This is a genomic window from Marininema halotolerans (assembly GCF_900116235.1).
GTDB lineage: Bacteria > Bacillota > Bacilli > Thermoactinomycetales > DSM-45169 > Marininema > Marininema halotolerans.
This window is the reverse complement of the sequence record NZ_FPAA01000008.1, coordinates 111,321-134,088: the sequence shown is the minus strand read 5'-3', so window position 1 is coordinate 134,088 and position 22,768 is coordinate 111,321. Positions and strand designations below refer to the sequence as shown.

The window sequence follows — 22,768 nt, the reverse complement described above, 5'->3', positions numbered from 1 at the left end:
TGAACTATTTTCCTACGCCTCAAGATAGCCATGTTCAAAAGGCTGATCCATCGTTGTCAATTTATTAAAGATAGGATTGACTGCATAGTAGACTGCAACAAAAATCAGTGAGATGCCAGAGAGGGTCATTAATATGATAGGGGAGAGTAGGGTGGCGAGTATTCCCGCCGAGAATAAACCGATGGGCGTAACTGAACCGAGTATTGCCATTACGAGGGTAAGACCCCGCCCTCGAAATTCAGGAGATAGGTTGACTTGCAGCGTCGTCTGAAGAATGACACCCGAAGCACCGATCGCAGCCCACGCGATGCTAAAGAAAATCAGGGATAATAAGAAAATATGATTGGACAACAAAACCGATCCTATCCAACATCCTCCTGCAATGGCGTATAACCATACCAAAGCCGTTCTTAAGCGGAAACGAGATAGAAGAGAGGACAGAAGTCCGCCTGTTAACGTCCCAGCAGAGATGGCGGCTGACCAATAACCATAAGCTTGTGGAGATGTTGATAAGATCGGTAATAACCCCAGTGAAATGCAAACCAATAGGTTTACGAGAATAAAGATGCCAAGTAATCTCTTTAACGTATGTAAGCTGCGAACATAAGTGAAACCTTGTACAAGCTCTTTTTTATAGTTAGAAAAGAACGAAGTTACATCGGTTGATTTCTTCCAATTCTCTATGAAGGGCAAACGAAGAAAGAGACGTAGGAGAAGAAACGAGAGTAAAAATACCCCTGCGTTGATACGAAAGATGGTTCCAATGTCGACTAGCGCGATGATAATTCCAGAAGCACCTGCGGCAATTAAATTGATTCCACTATAGGTAAAAGTAAAAATTGAATTAATTTGAGGGAGATCCCGCTCTTCTACTAAATCAGGCACAAGGGCATTTTCTGTGGGATAACTAAGTTCGGCAAAGAGGGTTGCGCAAAAGATCAAAAAGAGAAGAAGAAAAATAGGCAATGACCCAACATCATAAAGAATGGCAAGGATTAGAAAAATGACCCCCTGAACGCCCATGGAAAGTAACAACAAAAATTTTTTAGGGGCATTATCAATGAACGGTCCAAAAAACAGTTGCAAGAAGGTAGGGACAGCGGTAACAAATCCTACGATTCCTATATAAATAGGTGAATCTGTAACTTCTTTTACATACCAGATGGTAGCAAACACATAGAAGCTATCCATGAAATTTGTAAGGATACGACAAAACAATAAAAGTTGGATGTTTTTATTCTTCATGGTTTCCTCCTTATTGAATTAATTAATTTAATAGAAAAAACATTATTGTACTTAAATTATTATTATATAAGAAATAAAAACAATCAAGTGATGACACACGTAACCTAGCCGGTTCGCCCTTTTATACTCCTACTGTGTATCGACCCTGTCACTTTGATTATGGATGGAATGTAATAGATTGTGTGGCAAAGATAGAAGGGAATGGTGGAGAATGACGATTGCTGTACAGAGTGTCAATGCGAAACCGCTGGCTGAAGGTAGGGTCGCATGGTCTGTGCCCTACACGACAGGATTAATCGCAGGGAGTGAAGGCGTTCTTGGGCGGGGGGATTATCATACGGGGTTAAGTATAAATAATCCCAGTAGTCGTCCTATTCCTGTCATGGTTCAGATACTGCCAGCAACACCTGTAGGGGTGACCACGCAGAAAAAACAAGTGAACGCAAAGCGGGTGATTCGCCGCGTATTAACGGCAGGAGAAACGCTTGTTCTTGCCATTAACCGAACGGGTCCTTTTTCTAGACAGAAAGGAGTAACTGCGAAGCAACGCTTAGCTGAATCAGGCAGTGCCATTGTATACGGAAGATCTCTTGACCTTCAAGTAACAGTCGTTTACTCCAGAACAACCACAAGGACTTAAAGGAAAAGCATCAAAAATCGTTGGGAGTATCGTTCCTAGTTTTATTTAAAATCGTATGGTCTGTTTGTTAGAAATTGGGGAAGTGAAGAATTCCATTTTTCATTTCCTTTTTACATAACCAATGGTGCTGATGTGATGAGTGATTGTCGACCATGATCAAAAAAATCAGGGTACCATCTTTTGACCTTATTCAATGGGGATTATGGCGAATGTTATCGATGGAATCTTTGGATAATCAGCATGGCTTTGGCCTTTTGCTGCTGATGAGTCTAGAAAATGATAGGATAAGAGAAGAGATATACCCATTGTTTTTTTGTAACTCATCGCTTACCAAAAGGATAAAGGTTTTTGATAGGTTCCTTTTCGTAAGGGTAATGTATAAAAGTGATCGGATATAGAAAACAGAGGATGCTAATTATTGCTTTTTCCCCATCAACAAAAAATCGAGTGGAATATGCTAAAATCAAGCAGGGTAGAAATCCTGTTTTGATTACGAACCAGGATGGAAGGAGTGAAACAGGTTGCAAGAGATTTCCGCCGGCGGGGTTGTTTACCGTCAACCAAAAGGAGAATTAGAGATTTTACTGATTGAAGATCGATATTCCCGTTGGACATTACCAAAGGGGAAAAAAGAAGCAGGCGAAACGGATGAAGAAACCGCCCTCCGTGAGATTTTAGAGGAGACAGGAGTTCGAGGAAGCATTCGTCATCGCTTAGAAACGATTCGGTATCGTTACTTTCACCCACAACATGGGGATATCGCAAAGGAAGTTCACTATTTCTTAGTGGAAGCGAATGATGGGGAAGTGACTCCCCAGTTATCCGAGATAACGGGTGCAGCGTGGATGTCACCTGAGGCTGCATGGCAAAAGCAAAGTAAAGAAGGATATGATAATAACGATAGTGTCCTAGCACAGGCGTATATCGAGCTTGGCTTGCAGGAGATTGTGAAAGGGGATCATGGCAATATGAACGGACAGGAATTGGCATCGATGATCGACCACACGCTATTAAAACCCGAGGCGACTTCGGATCAGATTGATCGGTTGTGTGACGAGGCTGGGGAACATCATTTTGCCTCGGTATGTGTCAACCCTTCCTGGGTAGCTCGAGCGGCTGAGAAGTTAAAGGGAACCGGTGTAAAAGTATGTACGGTTGTTGGTTTCCCACTGGGAGCGACTACCTCGGAAACCAAGGCCTTTGAAACAAAAGAGGCGATTAAGAATGGTGCGAGGGAGATTGATATGGTGATGAATATCGGAGCGCTCAAATCTGGGGATCTTGATTTGGTGCGTGAAGATATTACTACCGTAGTGAAAGCGGCAGACGGTGTACTCGTAAAAGTCATTCTTGAAATTGGTCTTCTTAATGCGGATGAGATTCGTGTGGCATCTGAAAAGGCAAAGGCAGCAGGTGCTCACTTTGTGAAAACCTCAACAGGATTTGGTTATGGAGGGGCGACCGAGGAGGCCGTGCGACTGATGCGTAAGACCGTTGGGGAGGAAATGGGTGTGAAGGCTTCAGGCGGGGTTCGTGATTTAGCAGGAGCCGAGAAAATGGTGCAAGCCGGAGCCAATCGCATTGGAGCAAGTTCCAGCGTTGCAATCGTGAGTGGAAAGCAGGGTAGTGAAGGATATTGACCGTTTTCTAAACCATCGTTATACACACCTCCGTCGGATAACTGATGGGAGTGCTGATGTATGCGCCTCATACCCCTTGGCTAAAACCTGGGGATATGAGGCGATTTTATCTACAAAAGACGCTCTTTAAACCCTCTCTCATTTCAATGAGGCTGGAAGCTTCAATGTATACGTTGTCTTCAATGATAAAAACCCAACTCTCACTAACTTCGTTAGCTTCATGGATTACTTCGTCGTTAAAAGCAACATCCACATAGCTATCTGGTTGTTCACCGATATACCACTTCTTACCTGTCTGTTTGATCTCCTTCAGTTTTTTATCGATTTCTTGGTCCGTATCTGGGAATTCCACCAGGTAATATTTCATTTATATCATCTCCTATGCCATTCTCCCTTGCTCTTTCTAATAACAAGATATCACCATGAATCCAGAATTCATAATTGTTCATTTTTTAAAACTCTCTTCAGTTCATATCCCACCAAGAGAAAGACAGTAAAAAAGAGAGCATCGGTTAAGATGTTCTCAATCGTCCTTGGAGAGTTTTTTAATGTGAAAAATTTCTCATATTATTTTATGCTATTTCGTTTTTTATGACGAGGGAATGCTGACCACGCGATCACGGTGCGATCCGGCAATAATTTTGTAATCCAAGATGCAAACTGACTTGCAAATGGGAGCACAAGTAATGAGCAGATCACATTATATAAGGTTTGAATATGGGCGACCTGTGAAGCAGGATGCTCGGATAACGAGGGGGCTAAATTCACCATCCATGGCACGAGGGGGAGAAAGAGTAAGATCCCTCCTAGATTGAGAACTAAATGTGCCACAGCAACCTGTTTTGCCCCGCGACTGGAGCCGATGGATGCGAGAAAGCCAGTGACACACGTACCTGCATTGCTCCCTAATACGACAGCGATGGCAAAGGGAAGGGGGATGATCCCTGTGGCGAAAAAACCCATGGTGATAGCGATCACAGCCCCGCCACTTTGTATGATGGCTGTAATAAACATCCCTACTAGGACACCGACGATAATATCGTTTCCTGAATGATCGAGGAGCCAGGTAATCCAGCCACGTGTTTTTAAGGGGGTTGCTATCCATTGCATGGCTTCCATCCCCAAAAAGATACAACCAAATCCACCGATGGCCATCCCGATGTGGGTAATTCGCTTCCAAGGCATTAAATACAGCGCACCACCCAAGATGATCAACGGGACGGCAAAGTCCTCGACTTTTAATGCGAGTATTTCTGTGGTGACAGTGGTACCGATGTTGGTTCCAAGAATAATTCCCACGGTTTGAGCAAAATTCATTAACCCTGCATTGACAAAGCCAATGGTAATGACAGTGACGGCACTACTGCTTTGGAGAAGCGCGGTTGCGATCAACCCTGTAGCAAAGCTGCGACTGGGGGTCCGTGTAAAACGGAGCAAGAGTTCACGTAATCGATTGGCGGCCAAGGATTCTAGCCCATATCGAATTAATTGCATCCCAAATAAAAAGATTGCTAATCCCGTAGCGAAGGGGATGATGATCTCTTTCATCGGACAGCCCTCCTCATACCTTCTCCCATGTATATGCAAACACAGGACAGGCATGACGAAGGGTTGTTTAGCAATTAACGATTCGTGATCTGATGGGGAACATAGGGAGGCGGTTCAGTGCTGACATTTGTTTGCAGAGGCTGTTTGATTGACGCAGTGTCAGGATCGGGTTGTGGGGATCCAAAGATGGCCCAAGGGGGTGCAGGACGTTCTTTTCGACCTGGTGGTGGATGTTGAACTTGTTGAGAAGGCTTTTGATCGAAAGAAAAACCCTCCTTGAATCGTTGATCCAATTCCTCTTGAACCATTCGTTGAATCAAACGTCGCAGTTTGTTTTCTGTCGTATTGGAATGCTTATTCATGAATATGACCCCTTTTCTTTTTGTCAGCAGGTTATGCAAGTTGCGCCCAAAAGGTGATGAAGGTTCAGTAAGCATTTGATATAATATTCCCATTCGATATTCGGAAAGGGGGAAATCATGATGGCGGATTGTATTTTTTGTGGAATCATTGAGGGTAGCATTCCAGCAGAGAAAGTATACGAGGATGAATTGGTAACCGCTTTTAAGGATATTCATGCACAAGCACCGGTACATCTATTGGTTATTCCCAATCAACATATTCCCTCTATTCAACAGGTCGGCGAGGAAGATAGCGAATTATTGGGGCGTATTTTTTCAGTGATGAATCGATTAGCTGTGGATGAAGGTCTTGCTGAACGAGGGTACCGTATTGTTAACAATTGTGGCGATGAAGGTGGACAAACAGTACATCACATCCATTTTCATCTTTTGGGTGGAAGAAGCTTGACATGGCCTCCCGGTTAACAGTTCCTTTTGACACATCTTTCGGGGGTATTGTATAATGATCGATGGGTTTGCTTTCATGTCTGAAACAGTTGGTCAGATATGATAAGTAGTGTACGCGAAGCGCGTGTCCCCCTAAATGGGGCCAACCCCTTCGCTTTATTTATCGCTGGAGGGTGTTCTCCCCGGCGGTTTTATAGCCCCGGGCACCTACAGCCCGCGGAGGGAGGGATCAAGATGGCGGAAATTCACGTTCGCAAAAACGAAACGCTGGATAAAGCGCTGCGCCGTTTCAAAAAGGCTACAGCCAAAGATGGTACGATGCGGGAACTGAAGAAGCGCAAGTTCTATGAAAAGCCCAGTATCAAACGTAAGAAAAAGTCTGACGCTGCCCGTAAACGCAAATGAGCGAGGTGCCAGAGCCAGTGACTTTGAATGAGCGGTTAACCCTAGATATGAAAGCCGCAATGAAAAATAAAGAAAAAGACAGATTAACTGTTATTCGCCGGCTTCGATCGTCTGTCAAAAACGAAGAGATCGAATTAAGACGTCCGTTGAATGAAGATGAAGCTCTTTCTGTTGTGGTAAAGGAGTATAAGCAACAACAAGACTCCCTTGCCGAATTTCAACAGGCAGGACGCGAAGATCTCGTTGAAAAAGTTCAGATGGAGATCGCAATTCTAAAGGATTATCTTCCTGCACCACTCTCTGAAGATGAGCTTAGGAAGATGGTCCAAGAAGCGGTTGAACAGATCGGTGCTACTTCGAAGGCAGACATGAAGAAAGTGATGACACTTCTTATGCCTCAAGTGAAAGGTCGCGCGGATGGGAAAACAGTGAATCGCTTGGTTCAGGAGTCATTGCAATAGACTTCTGCCCCTACTCACAGCGCACATCTTTGATGGCGCTGTGTTTTTTAATTGGATGCGGAAAAAACTTCCCAAAGATGAAACTCATTACTTTCTGATTCGTATATCAATAAGGGGGGTGAGTTTATGAATGCAAGGGTTGGATTACGCACTGTTCTAATGAGTGTTGTGATCCTGATGGGGATGGTGTGGATATTGTTTCCGCTGGGTATGGCACAAGCTGCTGAGCCACCCAGTCATATCACTTCAATGGAACAAGGAGCAACTGGACAAGAGCAATCACTCCATATGATGACTGCTCAAAAAAAATCTGAAATTGTAAGTCCATCCTTGGCTGAGCAGATCGGTGAGGTGCTAACCAATCCCTTTGTTGTAACAATATTGCTGATTATTGGCCTTGCCGGTGTTGCTATTGAAATCTTGACACCTGGTTTTGGAGTAGCCGGTGGTATTGGTCTTCTTGCTTTTTTCTTTTATTTTTTTGGAAACTATATCGCCGGCTTCGCAGGCATGGAAACATTGCTTTTTGTGATTGTTGGTTTGGTCTTGATGCTGATTGAATTAGTTGTACCCGGTGGAATTTTTGGGATGTTAGGCTTCATTTCCTTTGCAGCTTCTGTGATATATGCGACCCAAGATCCCACGATTGGTTTAATCTCACTGCTTATCGCTATGGTGGTGGGTGGGATGATATTGGCAGGCGCTATCAAAATCTTTGGCATTCGCAAAAATTGGAAGCGTTTTGTTCTTTTCTCTTCCCAAAAAAATGAAACCGGTTATGTTTCTCAAAAAGGTCGTGCGCAGTTAAAAGGGCGACATGGGAAAGCCCTTACGCCGTTACGTCCTGCAGGAACCGTTGAAATTGACGGTCTGCGCCAGGATGTCGTAAGTGAAGGTGGATTTATCGAAAGTGGAGTGCCCGTGGTGGTAACCGGTGTTGAAGGAATGCGTGTGATTGTTCGCCCGGCACTTCCCAATGAATTGGATTCCGCGGAGAATAAGTCGTGATCCACCGTTTGTAAACTGAACAATCATGACGTTTAATTTAACCATGAAAGGGGTTTGTTGCTTCTATGTTTCCTGTTGGCTTAATTTTACTCATTGTTGTTGGGGTCATTGTGTTATCGATCCTGTTTACCTTTGTTCCCGTGATGTTATGGATCTCTGCTATGGCATCGGGTGTATATGTTGGTTTAACTACCTTGATTGGGATGCGCCTGCGACGGATTACCCCAGCGGGGATTGTCAATCCGTTGATTAAAGCACGTAAAGCTGGTCTCGAAGTGAATATTGAACAGCTTGAAACCCATTATCTGGCTGGAGGGAATGTGAACCGCGTTGTCGATGCACTGATTGCAGCGCAGCGTGCAGACATTGATTTGATGTTTGAACGGGCGGCGGCGATTGATCTTGCAGGTCGTGATGTGCTAGAAGCTGTACAAATGAGTGTAAATCCAAAAGTGATTGAAACGCCTGTCGTTTCTGCTGTGGCGAAAGATGGTATTGAAGTAAAAGTCATAGCTCGTGTCACGGTGCGTGCCAATATTGAGCGCCTTGTCGGGGGTGCAGGTGAAGAGACAATCATCGCTCGTGTGGGTGAAGGGATTGTTACAACCAATGGTTCCGCGAGTAGTCATAAAGAAGTTCTTGAGAATCCCGATTTGATCTCCAACACCGTCTTAAACAAAGGATTGGATTCAGGCACGGCCTTTGAAATCTTATCCATCGATATTGCGGATGTGGATGTAGGGAAAAATATTGGTGCAACCCTCCAGATGGATCAGGCAGAAGCTGATAAGAATATTGCACAGGCGAAAGCGGAGGAACGTCGTGCGATGGCTGTAGCTAAGGAACAAGAGATGCGTGCTCGGGTGGAAGAGATGCGTGCTAAAGTGGTCGAGGCGGAAGCCGAGGTGCCGATGGCAATGGCTCAAGCACTCCGGGATGGTAAGTTAGGTGTAATGGATTATTACAATATGCAAAATGTAGTGGCTGACACCGATATGCGAAAATCCATCTCACAGTCCGATGATGAGGAAGCATAAGTTTTTTTTCTGAAGCAGTAGGAGGTGTCAGTGTGGATATCTTCGATGTCATATCGAAATTTGGGTTTGTGTTTGTTATCGGGGTCTTTTATGTGTTGCGACTCATTATAAAATTGGCTTCTAGTGGTGAAGACGAAAGAGCCAAACAACAACGAAAGCGAATGAATCGACGTAAAAAGCCAGCCTCAATGATGCAAGGGCAACCTTCGAATGAAGATCCCTTTGGACAGCAAGGATCCACTCCGCTATCCGAACGGGAATATTCGCAGGAGAGTCGATCCCAGCTTCATAAACCGCGTAATAACATGGCGACCTCAACTCGTCGTACAAAAAGAAGACCTTCGCGAGATCTTACACAAAACCTGACTCCCAAGGGATTAAAGCAAGCCATCGTTTTAAAGGAAATTTTAGATCCGCCGCTAGCGCGTCGAAGAGGAAAACGATTGCCTAGGTAATTGATAAGAACCCTGCCTAATCACTTCATCACAAGTGAATGGGTAGGGTTCTTTCTTTTCACCTTTTGGGAAGGCGAATGCGGCTGACAAAGATGTTGGTTCGATCGGTTTCTCTCTTCGAATTGACTTTTGTGAAGAAAGGATAAAAGGTATCTCGAATTGTAACCATCCCTTGGTAGTCCCCGACAAAAAAACCGCCACTTACAAAGGGGGCTGTTAACATGTTAAATGGGCGAGTAATGGTGATCGCGGGGTTGGTGTAACTCTTTCCACCGTTGTACGATGCCTTAAATAAATAGTGAACCGGTAGAGAATTGGTGGGTGCTTGATTGGTAAATTGATAATAGCTAATCCCAACGATCCCCCGATCATTTAATCCAATCGTCGGTTGAAAAGCGGGCTTCCCTGTTGAACGATTGACACGTGTTGGTTTACTCCAAGTTTGACCCCCATCGGTTGAAAAGGAAGAAGCGACCTCTGTGATCTGACCATCAGAAAACCGAGCATCTTCCCAGGTGATATACAAAGTTCCGGTTTTTGGATTGATGACGGGGGAAAATGTGACGGTAATACTTGACCGGATATCAACCGAGAGATATGAAAATGCGCCAACTAAATCCTGACCGGTGCCACCCGCGATGGTTTCAGGGAGGACAATTGGTGTAACCACCCGAGCTTTTGACCAAGTTTCTCCTTGATCCTTGGAAGTTTGCATCAGAATAAAACTGGTCTTATTCCCATTTTTGTTGATGACTAAAATGAAAAAATGATGCAAAATCCCGTTTTTTGGATTGGCAACAATGATACTTCCCACCGTATTATTATCGAGTCCCGGACGGAAAATGATTTTTGACCGCCAAGTTTGACCCCCATCGGTTGTCTTAGCAAACCATGTCGGATTGCTGATTTGATTATTAGGGAAAAACTTAAAGCGCGTCCAAACCATGTAGGCGATATTTGAATGGATGGGGTCTGCTGTGATGGTTTCTTTATCATTTAAAACAGAAGGTCCCAGATCTGCTTTAGCGATTACGGGCTTCGACCAGGATCTCCCTCCATTTTTAGAGGTCATTGCTGCGATTGCTGAGTTGGTATTGTTCACTTTATTAATTAAAAGTGCAGATAGATAGGCGGTTCCGTCAGGTGCAAAGGAAATCCATGGATCCGTTACCCTGTCGTAAGGAAGTCCGCCTGATACACAACGATTAAAGGGTAGTGAGGAGAGATCCCAACTCTTCCCGCCATCAAAGGAGACTCCTGCTACAAATCCACTTGCCCCGCCATTCGAATAGCGATCCTGTTGCCAAGCACTAATGATATTTTCTTTGCCTTTGTTATGAAGGGTGGTAGGATTGACAGCGGCGTAGGGTTCAACAGCTGCATTGAGGTATCGCACGCCTTCTCCTTTGTTTATACAAGTGGGAAATGGGCTTTTGCCAGAAAGACGTTTTAATGAGCACATATCATATTTTTCACTCCCGTCAATGAACATATAATTCCAAATTCCAAATAGTATACGCTGGGTTCGAAAAAAGAACTGTGTAAATGTCTAACTTGTTACTCCGCGAACAAATTAAGATGATTCTAATTCTGGGACTGATTTGACTGAAACCGAAAAAATCCCGCCAAGTAGCACCTAAGAGCTACTTCGGTGGGATTTTTTCATCATTTATTTCACCTTCTGGGAAGACGAATGCGGCTGACAAAGATGTTGGTTCGATTCGTTTCTCTCTTCGAATTGACTTTTGTGAAAAAAGGATAAAAGGTATCTCGAATCGTAACCATCCCTTGGTAGTCCCCGACAAAAAAACCGCCACTTACAAAGGGGGCAGTTAACATGTTAAAGGGACGAGTAATGGTGATCGCGGGGTTGGTATAACTCTTTCCACCGTTGTATGATGCCTTAAATAAATAGTGGACCGGTAGAGAATTGGTGGGTGCTTGATTGGTAAATTGATAATAGCTAATCCCAACGATCCCCCGATCATTTAATCCAATCGTCGGTTGAAAAGCGGGCTTCCCTGTTGAATGATTGACACGTGTTGGTTTACTCCAAGTTTGACCCCCATCGGTTGAAAAGGAAGAAGCGACCTCTGTGATCTGACCATCAGAAAACCGAGCATCTTCCCAGGTGATATACAAAGTTCCGGTTTTCGGATGGATGGTAGGTGAAAACGTGACGGTAATACTTGACCGGATATCAACTGAGAGATATGAAAATGAGCCAACTAAATCCAGTCCACTTCCACCGGAGAGCGTTACGGGTAAGAAAATCGTGGTAACGATTCTAGCTTGTGACCAGGTTTCCCCTTGATCCTTGGAGGTTTGCAGAAGAATAAAACTGGTCTTATTCCCATTTTTGTTGATGACTAAAATGAAAAAATGATACAAAATCCCGTTTTTTGGATTGGCAACGATGATATTCCCTACCGTATTATTACCGAGCCCTGGACGGAAAATAATTTTTGACCGCCAAGTTTGACCCCCATCGGTTGTCTTAGCAAACCAAGTTGGATTATTAAAACGATTGTTGGCAAGAAACGTAAAACGCGTCCACACTACATAGGCTACATTCGAATGAATGGGGTCCGCAGTAATGGATTCCTTGTCATTAAAATGAGAGGCGATTGGATCTTTTTTTATGATTATGGGGTTTGACCAGGATTTTCCGCCATTTTTTGAAGTGATGATTGTAACTGCTGAACTTGGGTTGGTTGTTAAGTTGACGTTGAGTGCTGAAACATATGCCGTCCCCTCCGGACCGAAGGATATCCATGGGTCACTGACCCTCTCGTAGGGTAATCCACCTGACACACAAGCATTGAAGGGGAGGGGAGAAGTATCCCAATGTTGCCCACCATCAACAGATATCCCCGCAACAATTCCACTTGCTCCGCCATTTGAAAAGCGATCCTGTTGCCATACACCAATGATATTCTCTTTCCCTTTGTTCTGAAGGGTTGTTGGATTGACAGCGGCGTATGGTTCAACGGCTGCATTGAGGTAACGTATTCCATCTCCTTGGTTTGTGCAGTTGGGAAAAGGACTTTTACCAGAAATACGAATAAATGAGCCTATGTTTCGTCACTCCCCAATCAAGTTCTTTATATAAATTAGTCTACGCCAAGTTTTCAGAAGCAATTGTACGAATGCCTATCTTGTTCTTTCTTGATTTATGGCGTGGGAATTCCCACTCCTTTCCTTGGAAACAAGTGCGTGACATGGTTCAACGGCAATTCGTCCACACTAGGGATACAAGGGAGGGGGTGAAAAGTTATGGCAAGTCGAGGCAGTAGTAACCGTTTACTCGTCCCACAATCCGCTAACGTATTAAACCAGTATAAGGAAGAGATCGCAGCTGAATTTGGCGTTCAATTGGGTGCTGGAAGCACTTCTCGTGCAAATGGTTCAGTTGGTGGAGAGATTACGAAACGTTTAGTCCAACAAGCTCAACAACAGCAATCCGGGCAATAACAACTGAATCGAACTTATGGTGATTCTAGCGATGCGCATTTGCGCATCGCTTTATTAATTTTACATTCACATGAGACAAATTCTTACGACATATACTGCTACGATCCCCTGACTACCATCATGGCTTTTTTCATAAAGTGGGACAACGGGGCATATGGTGGAGTCAAGAAGATGGAGGGCCGTTTCATGCGAAAGATCGGAAGTCGAGTGCGTAAAATCGCTTCGGATTGGTTAGATATCCCTCAGGATGTAGCTGCAGATGTACCACGTATCCTGATTATAGGACCCTATCGTGTCCATGTGGAAAATCATCATGGCGTCGAAAAGTTTTCGGATGGGGAGATTCGACTTCGAACCGCGCGGGGAGTCTTACAAATCGCAGGGGCCCAATTGAAGATCCAGGCAATCCAAACCCATGAAATTTGGATTGAAGGTAACGTTTCCGAGGTGAAGTACCTGGACTAAGGGGAGAGATCGCATGCAGCAAAATCATTGGCGGCAGTCTTTAAAGGGTAGCTTGCACATTGAGCTTCAAGGTGAACATCTTGCCGATTTTATCAACAAAGCGACAAATGCAGGGTTAGATCTCTCTAGAATTCAGTGGTTAGAAGAAAAGAAGATCAGTTTAACCCTTCCCATAGCCGATTTTTATCGCTTGCGCCCCTTTTTGCGGAGTACAAAAACCAAGGTGAGGATACGAAGCAAGTTAGGGTTTCCTTTTTGGATCGCAAGAGTGAAAAAAAGGCATTTTTTTTTAACGGGATTTGGACTTTTTTTGGTCATCATTTTCTTTTTATCTTCATTGGTTTGGTCAGTGGAGGTGGAGGGAAATGAGATGATTCCTACAGGAGAGATTCTCGCTTCCCTTCAAGAAGAAGGGGTATATGTGGGACAGATGAAAAGCCGCATCCCCGATACGAGTGAAATCCAGCATCGATTGACAGATAAAATCCCACGACTTTCTTGGGTAGGGTTTCGGATAGAAGGAACGAGGGCGATTCTCACCGTAGTGGAAAAGAAACGGGTAACGGAAGAAGAGCAAACGGGTGAACAGGGTCGTGTAAACTTGATTGCAAAACGGAGTGGATTGATCTCTGATATTCAAATCGAACGTGGACATCCTGTCGTCGATGTCAACGATATTGTAAAAAAAGGACAATTGATTGTCTCCGGACGCTATGGTGATAATGAAAACAACTCGGGGGAAGGTGTTCCGTCAGCGGATAAAATTGTTGGAGCAAAGGGGAAGGTATTAGGAGAGGTTTGGTATGAATCAGAGGTAACCGTTCCAATGATGCAAAAAAGGAAGGTCTATACAGGTGTTAGAGAACGTGCTACCCACCCTTATCTAGCAGGTCGAGTGGTGCGATTGCCCTTTTTTTCTAATGATCTAGAGGGGGAAGTCGAATTTATTCAGCAGATTCGTCCAATCCATTTGTGGAAGTGGAATCTTCCCTTCGGCTGGGTGAACGAAGAGCAGTTGGCAATGAAGTGGGTCAATCGAAAATTATCAGTGAAAGATGCGATTCAGGTAGGGAAGGAGCAGGCACGAGCAGAAATACTGAGTCGTTTGGGAGAGGATGGGCGAATTTTAGAGGAAAAAATTTTGCACCCAAGTGAGCAGAATGGTAAAGTTGTTATGAAGATCCACTTTACTGTGATTGAAAATATTGCTAGTCCACAACCGATTTCGCAAGGAGAATGAGTCACTTGCCAAATAAGGAGAACACCATAAAAATTCGCTTACGGGATGGAAACGAAGCTCTCGCATTGTTTGGTCCGCAGGATGGTTTTTTGCGGATGATTGAGGGTCGTACCTCTGCTAAGATTGTTTCCAGAGGGGAAGAGGTGGTCATTTCTGGCTCATCGGATGAGTTGGATATGTTGAACCACCTATTTCGTGTTCTACTAAGCCTCATCAGGCGGGGTGTATCATTAACGGAACGCGATGTCGTTTATGCAGAGCGTCTCGCTCGCCAAGGATTGGCTGATGAATTGCTCGAATTGTACGATGAGCAAATTGGCACAACCCATAAGGGAAAGGCCATCCATATTAAGACGTTAGGACAACGGCATTATATTAGTGCCATCCAAAAATCGGATATCGTTTTTGGGATTGGTCCTGCAGGAACGGGAAAAACCTTTTTAGCCGTTGTCATGGCGGTAAATGCATTAAAGAGTAATCAAGTAAAGCGGATTGTATTAACACGACCGGCAGTTGAAGCTGGAGAAAGCCTAGGGTTCCTACCAGGAGATCTACAGGAAAAAGTGGATCCGTATCTTCGTCCCCTTTATGATAGTTTATATACGATGCTCGGCTTAGAACAGGTGAGCAAGCTGATGGAGCGGGGGTTGATTGAAGTAGCGCCACTCGCGTATATGAGAGGGAGGACATTAGAGGATTCCTTTGTGATTCTCGATGAAGCTCAGAATACTACCAATGAACAAATGAAAATGTTTCTTACACGGCTTGGCTTTGGTTCAAAAATGGTGGTCACAGGGGATGTGACCCAGGTGGATTTGCCAAAAGGGAAACAATCGGGTCTTCGAGAAGCAGAAAAGTTGCTTGAGCCAGTGGAAGAGATCCCTTTCGTATACCTTACCCAAGCCGATGTGGTTCGCCATACTTTAGTCCAAAAAGTGATCGATGCCTACGCCCAGGCGGAATAATTTTTCATCCTCATGGTATAGCCCTAGGATATCGTCATTTTTTCAAAGGATGGGCTAAGCAAAAGGGGGCGAAGATTCCCCTTGATGCGCGGGAAAAGTGTCTGGGTCCGGCTCCTATGAGTCAGTCTCGGGCGCTTTTGTGTCTGTAGCATCCTTTCGATAGGCGATACCTACTACCGGAGCGTTTCGCACATCGTAGCCAGTCGATCAGGGTAAAAGGAGCGAAGCGACAATGAGTTTGCAAATCGATATTGAAATACAACTACCGATTACTGAGGCAGAAAAAAAGGCCATGGCCAAAGTTGAAGAAGCGTTGATTGCTGCCGCAGCTATGGAAAAGGTAGTCGAAGAGAATGCGGAGGTTTTTCTCTTGATTACCGACGTCGAGGAAATTCACCGCCTTAATAAAGAATTTCGTGGTGTCGATCGCGGTACCGATGTACTTTCCTTTCCTCAATGGGAGCCTGGAGAGAAACGACAAGCTGAATCAGATATGCCGATGCCATTAGGAGATATCGTAATATCCTTGCCCCACGCGAAGGAACAGGCAAAAGAGTATGGTCATTCTTTAGAACGGGAACTTGCATTCCTTGCAGTGCATGGCTTTTTGCATCTGTTAGGGTACGATCATGGAACAGAAGAAGAAGAGAGCAGGATGTTTACTCGTCAAGAGGAGATCCTGAAGCCATTGGGATTAACGAGGTAACGATGATGAATTGGTTGTCAAAATTACTGGCAAGCTTTCGGTACGCACTTGACGGTTTGAAATATACACTGGTCAGCCAGCGCAATATGCGCATTCATTATAGTGCAGCGCTCATCGTCTTGTTATTGTCGTTGTATTTACCGTTGCGAAAAATTGAAGTGTTAATTCTTTTTGTCTGTATCCTCTTGGTGATTGTAGCCGAATTGATTAATACAGCAGTAGAAGCCGTGATCGACATGGTAACAACGGAATTTCACCCTTTGGCAAAAGTAGCTAAGGATGTAGCGGCTGGGGCGGTACTCTTATGTTCGGGAATGGCCGTGGTAGTTGGGGTGAGTGTGTTTTATCCTTATATGGGATTTCTCACTTTTTCGCAATTAGAAGGAACACCTTATCCGCCTAATATTGGATTAGCTGCACTGATTGCCTTTAACTTTTTCCTCACGCTATTGATAAAAGCAATTGTTCACCGGTTAGGAAAGTTGGACTGGGAGCCGAGTATGACCACGTCCCTTGCTAGCTGTATTGCTACTTCATTAATCGTAATCGTGGATAATTTATTGGCTACCTTGTTGCTCATCCTTTTGACAGCACTTATGATAGGAACCTTCCTTCATAATCGGAAACGAAAAAATCCTGTAATCTTAGGAGTCGTTCTTGGTGCATTGGTAGCTGTCATCGGTTTTCGATTAATGTAATGATAATGAGAAGGGTAACGGGGTACTTTTATATTCATAAAGATGATGCGTAAGAATCGATGATTTACATAGAAGCGAATGCCCAATTACCATTGGAAGAAGGGGAAATCCTATGGATTATGAACAATTGGTACAAGCAGCAATCAACGCACGTGAGAAGGCCTATGTACCCTATTCCGAGTTTAAGGTTGGTGCAGCCATTCTAACATCGGATGGAAAAATCATCCAAGGATGTAATGTAGAAAACGCATCGTATGGGCTAGCCAATTGTGCTGAACGTACGGCACTATTTAAGGCAATATCGGATGGAGACACGGATTTTGTGGCGATGGCAGTGGTAGCCGATACCGATGGGCCTGTTGCCCCTTGTGGAGCATGTCGCCAGGTATTGGTGGAGTTATGCCCTCCGAGAATGCCGGTTGTGCTTAGCAACCTTGCTAATCAAACGTCATTGACAACCGTCCACGATTTGTTACCTGGTGCATTTACAAAGGAGGATTTAAATGATGCAGATTGATGGAACGATGGGTGAGAAAAAAGGTAGATCTAAAAACCATCGTTCCGGTTTCGTTGCTCTGATCGGCCGTCCAAATGTTGGGAAATCGACATTGCTTAATCATATACTTGGACAAAAGATTGCAATTATGTCTGATAAACCGCAGACGACGCGAAATCGGATTCAAGGGATTTATACCACCGAGAAAGAACAAGTTGTTTTTCTCGATACGCCAGGCATTCATAAACCTAAGTCACGATTAGGTGATTACATGGTGAAGGTGGCGCGAAATACCTTTGCTGAAGTGGATGTGATTTTACTTCTAGTCGACGCGAAGGAAGGACTAGGGCAGGGCGACCGTTTTATCATGGAGTTGCTCAAAGATGTGAAGACCCCTGTATTCCTTGTTGTAAATAAGATTGATCAAGTACACCCTGATCAGCTTCTTCCCTTCATTGACCAATATCGGACACTCTATCCTTTTAGTGAAGTGATTCCAATTTCAGCACTACAAGGCAATAATACCGAAACATTGATGAAAGTGGTTGTAGAAAAATTGCCTGAGGGGCCCGCTTTTTATTCTTCGGAGTTTGTTACGGATCACCCAGAACGATTTATTGTTGGAGAGTTGGTGCGTGAAAAAGTCCTCCACCTCACAAGAGAAGAGATTCCACACTCCGTAGCGGTTCATGTAGAGGAGATGGCAAAGGAAGAGGACGATACTGTCTATGTCCGTGCCACGATTTACACAGAGCGGTCTTCGCAAAAGGGGATTCTCATTGGTAAACAAGGCTCGATGTTGAAAGAAGTAGGGCGACGGGCACGAGAGGATATTCAGCGTCTGTTAGGAAGTCGTGTTTATCTTGACTTGTGGGTCAAGGTGAAAAAAGACTGGCGGAATGAAGACTTTATGCTGCGATCTCTTGGTTATGAGGAAGAATCTTGACTTTTGATCAACTCGATTAGGGGTTGTCAACCTTTTTAAAGTGGAAACAAATCACAATCGACTTTTAGGGTACGGATCCAACTTCCAGGTCATCCTAATAGGTGAACATGGCAATTCATCGGAGGAGAGGATGAGGCACTCATGCGCAACTTTTCCTGGAATTGTTTCGAGATGACTGGTGACATCGATGCCTATCTACTTTTTAAAGATGCTGATCTGTTGTCGCAAGTAGAAGAGGCTGAAGTCACTCTGGGAGAGGAAGTCGAAGTGTAGGGGTGGGGACCGATGCTGACAAAGATCGAAGGTGTGGTCCTCCGGACCCGGGACTACGGAGAGAGTAATAAAATTGTTACAATTTTTTCCCGGGAACAGGGCAAATTTGCGGCAATGGCTCGTGGCGCAAAAAAGCCCAAAAGTCGGCTGGGTGCTGCAACCCAGCCGTTTACTTTGGGCTTTTTTCTCTGTTTTTCAAGTTCTGGGATGGCGACCCTTTCGCAAGCGGAAATTATTGAATCTAATATTCATGTGCGTTCTGATTTGCTTCATACAGCCTATGCGGCCTACTGGGTAGAATATTTAGATAAATTGACAGAGGAGAAAGTACCTGCCCCTTTTCTTTTTGATCTGTTGCTATCGATGCTGAATTGGCTAGAACAAGGTCTTGATCCGGAAATTCTCAGTCGGATCTTTGAGTTAAAGGTGTTGGAAACAGCAGGCTATCGACCACGTTTAGACGGATGTGTGAATTGTTGGCGGACCGAAGGCCCCCTTGCTTTTAGTGTAAGTATGGGAGGAATTCTTTGTCATCATTGTTTTAACCGTGACCCTCAGCGGATTCCCATCACCCCAGCCGCTGCTCATGTGTTAAAACAATTGCAACGAGTGACCCCCGATCGTCTGGGACAGGTAAATGTAAAAAAAGAAACCCTGTTGATCCTAGAGCAGGTAATGCGTCGTTTTAATGATGAATATACGGGACTTTTTCTTAAATCAAGAAATTTTTTGGATCAACTCAAGCGTGACTGGGGCAATGAAGAGGGATAAGGTAAGTTTTTTCTGATGATAATCCATTCGATATACTGTGATCTTGTTGCTGTTCATTCCTTGGTATATGCAATCAAATTAAGACGTTCACCCTCAGCGATTTCTGCAGACATGTGGTTACAGAGACAGGGTCGACAAATCGATAGAGAAGAAACACATTGACAAGGCAACCTTTCGTTTGTTATATGTTAAATAATTGAGTCAGATTGGCACGATGATGGAAAAAAGTAACCGGAAAGATTTTTTAGCGAACCAGGGAAGGTGAAAGCCTGGTACAAAGCCGGTGAAAGGCGGTCCTGAGTGCAATTCGAATCGAGTGGATCGGGGATGTTCCTGATCAAATAGGGTGGAACCGCGGGAGAATCTCTCGTCCCTATGGAGTTTTTTTCTATAGGGACGGGAGATTTTTTTATTTTTGATACGGAGGTGGTTCGATATGAATATGCAAGATATTATTTTAAATTTGCAATCCTTTTGGAGTAAACAAGGGTGTGTTCTGGCCCAGGCCTATGATGTCGAAACCGGTGCTGGGACGATGAATCCGATGACATTTTTACGTAGCTTAGGTCCTGAGCCATGGAATGTGGCTTATGTGGAGCCTTCGCGTCGACCAGCGGATGGGCGTTATGGTGAAAATCCCAATCGCGTGTATCAACACCATCAATTTCAGGTCATTATGAAGCCATCTCCAGATAACATCCAGGAAGTCTATTTGGAGAGTTTGAAAGCGCTAGGGATTAATCCGTTGGAACATGATATTCGTTTTGTAGAAGATAACTGGGAGAACCCTGCCATGGGAGCCGCAGGATTAGGATGGGAAGTTTGGTTAGATGGGATGGAAGTAACACAATTTACCTATTTTCAACAGGTGGGTGGGTTAGAGGCAGACCCTGTATCGGTGGAGCTCACTTATGGGTTAGAGCGACTCGCCTCTTATATTCAGAACAAAGAGAACATCTATGAACTCACTTGGGTGGATGGAGTGACCTATGGGGATATCTTTAAACAACCCGAGTTTGAGCACTCGAAATATACCTTTGAAATCTCTGATGCGGACAAGTTATTCCGTTGGTTTGAACAGTTTGAAGATGAGGCGAAACGGGCAATTGAAGAAAACTTGGTGTTCCCTGCCTATGATTATGTGTTGAAATGTTCCCATACGTTTAATTTACTTGACGCAAGGGGAGCGATTAGCGTGACCGAACGTCCAGGGTATCTGGGTAGAGTGCGTGCATTGGCCAGACGATGTGCCAAGCTCTATGTAGCGGAACGGGAACGTCTTGGATTTCCCATGTTAAAAGAGGGAGGGGAAGCGCATGCCTAACCGGGACTGGCTATTAGAAATCGGTGTTGAGGAGATGCCTGCTCGCTTCGTGTCTGGGAGCCTTGCACAGTTAAAGGAAAAGATGTTGAAGTGGTTGGATGAGCACCATATTTCCTATGGTGTGGCTGAAACCTTCGCTACTCCACGCCGGCTGAGCATTCGTGTACGAGATGTCGTTGAAGGGCAAGCGGATGTGGAAGAAGAGGTGCGTGGGCCTGCGAAGCGGATTGCTGTAGGGGCTGATGGTGGCTGGTCAAAGGCTGCAGAAGGATTTGCCCGTAAACAAGGTCTTACCACTGCGGATTTAGTGCTTGAAGAGTTTAAAGGGGAAACCTATGTGTTTGCTCGTCGTCATGTGAAAGGACGGGCGACGTTGGAGTTACTAACAGAGGGAGTGCCAGCCGTTTTAAGTTCACTTACCTTTCCAAAATCGATGCGCTGGGGTAATCGCCGGTTACGCTTTATTCGACCCGTTCGTTGGTTAGTGGGGTTATTCGGTGAAGAAGTGGTCCCTTTTTCTTTTGCAGGCGTCACCGCTGGAAACGTGACACGGGGTCATCGGTTTTTGGGTGGAGAGGCGACGATTCCTGTAGCGGATCAATATGAATCTGTGCTCAAAAACGAAGCGGTAATGGTGGACGTGGAAGCACGCCGCGAAGCGATTCGTTCGCAATTGGCTGTTTTAGAAGAAGAACAGGGTTGGAAAATTCCTATCGATGAGGATCTACTCGAGGAAGTTACCCACTTAGTAGAGATTCCGACGGCTCTCTATGGTTCCTTCGATGAAGCCTACCTGGAATTACCTGCCTCCGTGTTAATCACGACGATGCGGGAGCATCAACGGTACTTTCCCGTGGAAGATGCTAAAGGGAAGCTTCTTCCGTTCTTTATCACGGTGCGGAATGGGGATGAGCATTCTCTAGATCAAGTAGCAAGAGGGAACGAAAAAGTACTCTCTGCTCGTTTAGCCGATGCGCGTTTCTTCTTTGAGGAAGATAAAAAGCTCAAGATTGAAACCGCCGTTGATAAGCTGAACCATGTCGTTTTCTTTGAGGGTCTAGGAACCATTGGTGATCATGTACGACGGATTCGAGCCTTATCAGAAGCTTTGCTTGACCGATTGGATATTACGGGAGAAGCGCAACAAACATTATTGCGTGCTGCTGATATTTGTAAGTTTGATGGTTCGACCTATATGGTGAATGAGTTTCCAGAGCTTTCCGGTGTGATGGGTCGAGTGTATGCCACACAAGCAGGTGAGACTGAAGAAGTCGCCGAGGCGATAGAGGAACATTATTATCCTCGCTTTGCAGGGGATCGTTCACCTCGAGGCACTGCAGGGATTCTCATTAGCCTGTTGGATAAGCTGGATGCAGTAGCTGCGGCATTTAGTCTTGGGATTCAGCCTACAGGTTCCCAAGATCCCTATAGTTTACGTCGCCGTGCAGCGGGTGTCATCCAGATCCTCGCCGATCCTGCGTGGAAGAATTTAACCCTTTCATTCCTTTTTGACCTTGCCCTTGATCAACTTGAAAAGGATGGCTGGTTAAAACGTCCGGCAGAGGAAGTGAAGGAAGAGTTGACGGCGTTCTTTGAACTGCGGTTGAAGGCGCTTCTGCAGGAAGAAGGGGTTCGTTATGATATTATTGATGCGCTACTTACTGGCGATTCGACTACACCTTCGCTCCTTCTTGATAAAGCACGCGTGTTAGCACAAGAAGTGGAGAAGGATGACTTTAAGTTGGTAGTGGAAGGGTTTAGTCGTGCAGCAAACTTAGCGGAAAAAGGGGAAGCGGGCTTGACGATTAACCGTGATCTCCTCGAAGCATGGGCAGAGCGCGAACTTCTCGCGACGATACGGAAATCGAGTGAAGCATTTACAGAAAGAGAGGCACGTCAAGATGCACAGGGAATGTTTCAAGAGATTAGCAAGTTAGCCCCCGTAATTCACCGTTTCTTTGATGAAGTTCTCGTGATGGATGAAAATCCTGAGATTCGGAATAACCGCCTTGCCTTATTGCAACAAATTGATGAATTGGTCAGCCGTTTTGCTCTCTTTAAAAAGATTGTGTTTGCCTCTTAAGGAAGGATGCAATTTTCCCATTCAAAATAAAAGAGGGAGTTCGCATGTTGAACTCCCTCTTTTTTATCGCCCCTTCATA

The 22,768-nt window shown here is 44.8% G+C and carries 26 protein-coding genes and 1 pseudogene; 21 read left to right on the top strand and 6 right to left on the bottom strand.

Annotated elements, in window-relative coordinates; translation table 11 throughout:
* Positions 1–12: 12 nt before the first annotated feature.
* Positions 13–1,245 (bottom strand): MFS transporter, encoded by a 1,233-nt coding sequence (locus CHX35_RS11675; protein WP_091837664.1) that lies wholly within the window; start codon positions 1,243–1,245, stop codon positions 13–15.
* A 211-nt stretch (positions 1,246–1,456) separates the two neighbouring features.
* Here CHX35_RS11675 and CHX35_RS11670 point away from each other — a divergent pair, with 211 nt between their 5' ends.
* The 3 genes and pseudogenes from CHX35_RS11670 to deoC all read left to right on the top strand — a co-directional run bounded on the left by CHX35_RS11670 (position 1,457) and on the right by deoC (position 3,525).
* A complete protein-coding gene (locus tag CHX35_RS11670; RefSeq protein WP_091837663.1) occupies positions 1,457–1,885 on the top strand; it encodes a hypothetical protein in 429 nt (142 codons plus the stop codon).
* 521 nt (positions 1,886–2,406) lie between these two features.
* A pseudogene (locus tag CHX35_RS17895) lies at positions 2,407–2,754 on the top strand (NUDIX hydrolase); the annotation flags it as partial.
* Between the two features lie 99 nt (positions 2,755–2,853).
* Complete coding sequence (deoC, locus tag CHX35_RS17890) at positions 2,854–3,525, top strand: deoxyribose-phosphate aldolase (protein WP_245838782.1); 672 nt, start codon at positions 2,854–2,856, stop codon at positions 3,523–3,525.
* A gap of 106 nt (positions 3,526–3,631) precedes the next feature.
* Here the strand turns inward: deoC and CHX35_RS11655 are convergent, their stop codons facing one another.
* The 3 genes from CHX35_RS11655 to CHX35_RS11645 all read right to left on the bottom strand — a co-directional run bounded on the left by CHX35_RS11655 (position 3,632) and on the right by CHX35_RS11645 (position 5,435).
* Positions 3,632–3,892, bottom strand: a complete 261-nt coding sequence (locus CHX35_RS11655) for a hypothetical protein (protein ID WP_091837657.1) — start codon at positions 3,890–3,892, stop codon at positions 3,632–3,634.
* 200 nt (positions 3,893–4,092) lie between these two features.
* Complete coding sequence (locus tag CHX35_RS11650) at positions 4,093–5,073, bottom strand: Na/Pi cotransporter family protein (RefSeq protein WP_091837656.1); 981 nt, start codon at positions 5,071–5,073, stop codon at positions 4,093–4,095.
* A 74-nt stretch (positions 5,074–5,147) separates the two neighbouring features.
* Positions 5,148–5,435: a hypothetical protein gene (locus CHX35_RS11645; protein WP_091837654.1), complete on the bottom strand. Its 288-nt coding sequence runs from the start codon at positions 5,433–5,435 to the stop codon at positions 5,148–5,150.
* A 120-nt stretch (positions 5,436–5,555) separates the two neighbouring features.
* On the opposite strand from CHX35_RS11645, the gene CHX35_RS11640 reads away from it, so the two are divergent.
* The 6 genes from CHX35_RS11640 (at position 5,556) to CHX35_RS11615 (ending at position 9,248) form a co-directional block, all read left to right on the top strand.
* Complete coding sequence (locus tag CHX35_RS11640) at positions 5,556–5,900, top strand: histidine triad nucleotide-binding protein (RefSeq protein ID WP_091837653.1); 345 nt, start codon at positions 5,556–5,558, stop codon at positions 5,898–5,900.
* A 216-nt stretch (positions 5,901–6,116) separates the two neighbouring features.
* Positions 6,117–6,287, top strand: a complete 171-nt coding sequence (gene rpsU / locus CHX35_RS11635) for a 30S ribosomal protein S21 (RefSeq protein WP_091735240.1) — start codon at positions 6,117–6,119, stop codon at positions 6,285–6,287.
* A gap of 17 nt (positions 6,288–6,304) precedes the next feature.
* Entirely contained in the window at positions 6,305–6,748 is a 444-nt protein-coding gene (locus CHX35_RS11630; RefSeq protein WP_091837651.1) for a GatB/YqeY domain-containing protein, read from the top strand.
* A 126-nt stretch (positions 6,749–6,874) separates the two neighbouring features.
* Positions 6,875–7,756 carry an NfeD family protein gene (locus CHX35_RS11625; protein WP_091837650.1) on the top strand — a complete coding sequence of 294 codons (882 nt, stop codon included), beginning with the start codon at positions 6,875–6,877 and terminating at the stop codon, positions 7,754–7,756.
* A 65-nt stretch (positions 7,757–7,821) separates the two neighbouring features.
* Positions 7,822–8,793 carry a flotillin-like protein FloA gene (gene floA / locus CHX35_RS11620; protein WP_091837649.1) on the top strand — a complete coding sequence of 324 codons (972 nt, stop codon included), beginning with the start codon at positions 7,822–7,824 and terminating at the stop codon, positions 8,791–8,793.
* Positions 8,794–8,825: 32 nt separating this feature from the next.
* On the top strand, positions 8,826–9,248 hold the full coding sequence (locus CHX35_RS11615) for a hypothetical protein (RefSeq protein WP_091837648.1): 423 nt from the start codon (positions 8,826–8,828) through the stop codon (positions 9,246–9,248).
* A 58-nt stretch (positions 9,249–9,306) separates the two neighbouring features.
* Here the strand turns inward: CHX35_RS11615 and CHX35_RS11610 are convergent, their stop codons facing one another.
* On the bottom strand, positions 9,307–10,644 hold the full coding sequence (locus CHX35_RS11610; protein ID WP_091837647.1) for a sialidase family protein: 1,338 nt from the start codon (positions 10,642–10,644) through the stop codon (positions 9,307–9,309).
* A gap of 278 nt (positions 10,645–10,922) precedes the next feature.
* A complete protein-coding gene (locus tag CHX35_RS11605; RefSeq protein WP_091837645.1) occupies positions 10,923–12,062 on the bottom strand; it encodes a sialidase family protein in 1,140 nt (379 codons plus the stop codon).
* Positions 12,063–12,524: 462 nt separating this feature from the next.
* On the opposite strand from CHX35_RS11605, the gene CHX35_RS11600 reads away from it, so the two are divergent.
* From CHX35_RS11600 to glyS, 12 genes are all read left to right on the top strand, one after another.
* Entirely contained in the window at positions 12,525–12,722 is a 198-nt protein-coding gene (locus CHX35_RS11600) for an alpha/beta-type small acid-soluble spore protein (protein WP_091837643.1), read from the top strand.
* Between the two features lie 186 nt (positions 12,723–12,908).
* The gene (gene yqfC, locus CHX35_RS11595) at positions 12,909–13,187 is read left to right on the top strand and encodes a sporulation protein YqfC (protein WP_176392051.1); all 279 of its coding nucleotides are present in this window, start codon (positions 12,909–12,911) and stop codon (positions 13,185–13,187) included.
* Between the two features lie 13 nt (positions 13,188–13,200).
* Positions 13,201–14,427 (top strand): sporulation protein YqfD, encoded by a 1,227-nt coding sequence (yqfD, locus tag CHX35_RS11590; RefSeq protein WP_091837640.1) that lies wholly within the window; start codon positions 13,201–13,203, stop codon positions 14,425–14,427.
* Positions 14,424–15,392 (top strand): PhoH family protein, encoded by a 969-nt coding sequence (locus CHX35_RS11585; RefSeq protein WP_091837639.1) that lies wholly within the window; start codon positions 14,424–14,426, stop codon positions 15,390–15,392. The genes yqfD and CHX35_RS11585 overlap by 4 nt, the downstream gene beginning before the upstream one ends.
* A gap of 232 nt (positions 15,393–15,624) precedes the next feature.
* Entirely contained in the window at positions 15,625–16,098 is a 474-nt protein-coding gene (gene ybeY / locus CHX35_RS11580) for an rRNA maturation RNase YbeY (protein WP_091837637.1), read from the top strand.
* A gap of 5 nt (positions 16,099–16,103) precedes the next feature.
* Positions 16,104–16,796, top strand: a complete 693-nt coding sequence (locus tag CHX35_RS11575; protein ID WP_140413608.1) for a diacylglycerol kinase — start codon at positions 16,104–16,106, stop codon at positions 16,794–16,796.
* A gap of 112 nt (positions 16,797–16,908) precedes the next feature.
* Positions 16,909–17,313 carry a cytidine deaminase gene (locus CHX35_RS11570; RefSeq protein ID WP_091837633.1) on the top strand — a complete coding sequence of 135 codons (405 nt, stop codon included), beginning with the start codon at positions 16,909–16,911 and terminating at the stop codon, positions 17,311–17,313.
* Positions 17,300–18,238 (top strand): GTPase Era, encoded by a 939-nt coding sequence (gene era, locus CHX35_RS11565; protein ID WP_245838773.1) that lies wholly within the window; start codon positions 17,300–17,302, stop codon positions 18,236–18,238. Before CHX35_RS11570 ends, era begins: the two co-directional genes overlap by 14 nt.
* Positions 18,239–18,379: 141 nt before the next feature.
* Positions 18,380–18,511 (top strand): YqzL family protein, encoded by a 132-nt coding sequence (locus CHX35_RS11560; protein ID WP_091837632.1) that lies wholly within the window; start codon positions 18,380–18,382, stop codon positions 18,509–18,511.
* Positions 18,512–18,523: 12 nt separating this feature from the next.
* A complete protein-coding gene (gene recO / locus CHX35_RS11555) occupies positions 18,524–19,282 on the top strand; it encodes a DNA repair protein RecO (protein WP_091837630.1) in 759 nt (252 codons plus the stop codon).
* Positions 19,283–19,718: 436 nt separating this feature from the next.
* Positions 19,719–20,606: a glycine--tRNA ligase subunit alpha gene (gene glyQ / locus CHX35_RS11550; protein WP_091837629.1), complete on the top strand. Its 888-nt coding sequence runs from the start codon at positions 19,719–19,721 to the stop codon at positions 20,604–20,606.
* Complete coding sequence (gene glyS, locus CHX35_RS11545) at positions 20,599–22,689, top strand: glycine--tRNA ligase subunit beta (protein ID WP_091837627.1); 2,091 nt, start codon at positions 20,599–20,601, stop codon at positions 22,687–22,689. The genes glyQ and glyS overlap by 8 nt, the downstream gene beginning before the upstream one ends.
* Positions 22,690–22,768 lie beyond the last annotated feature (79 nt).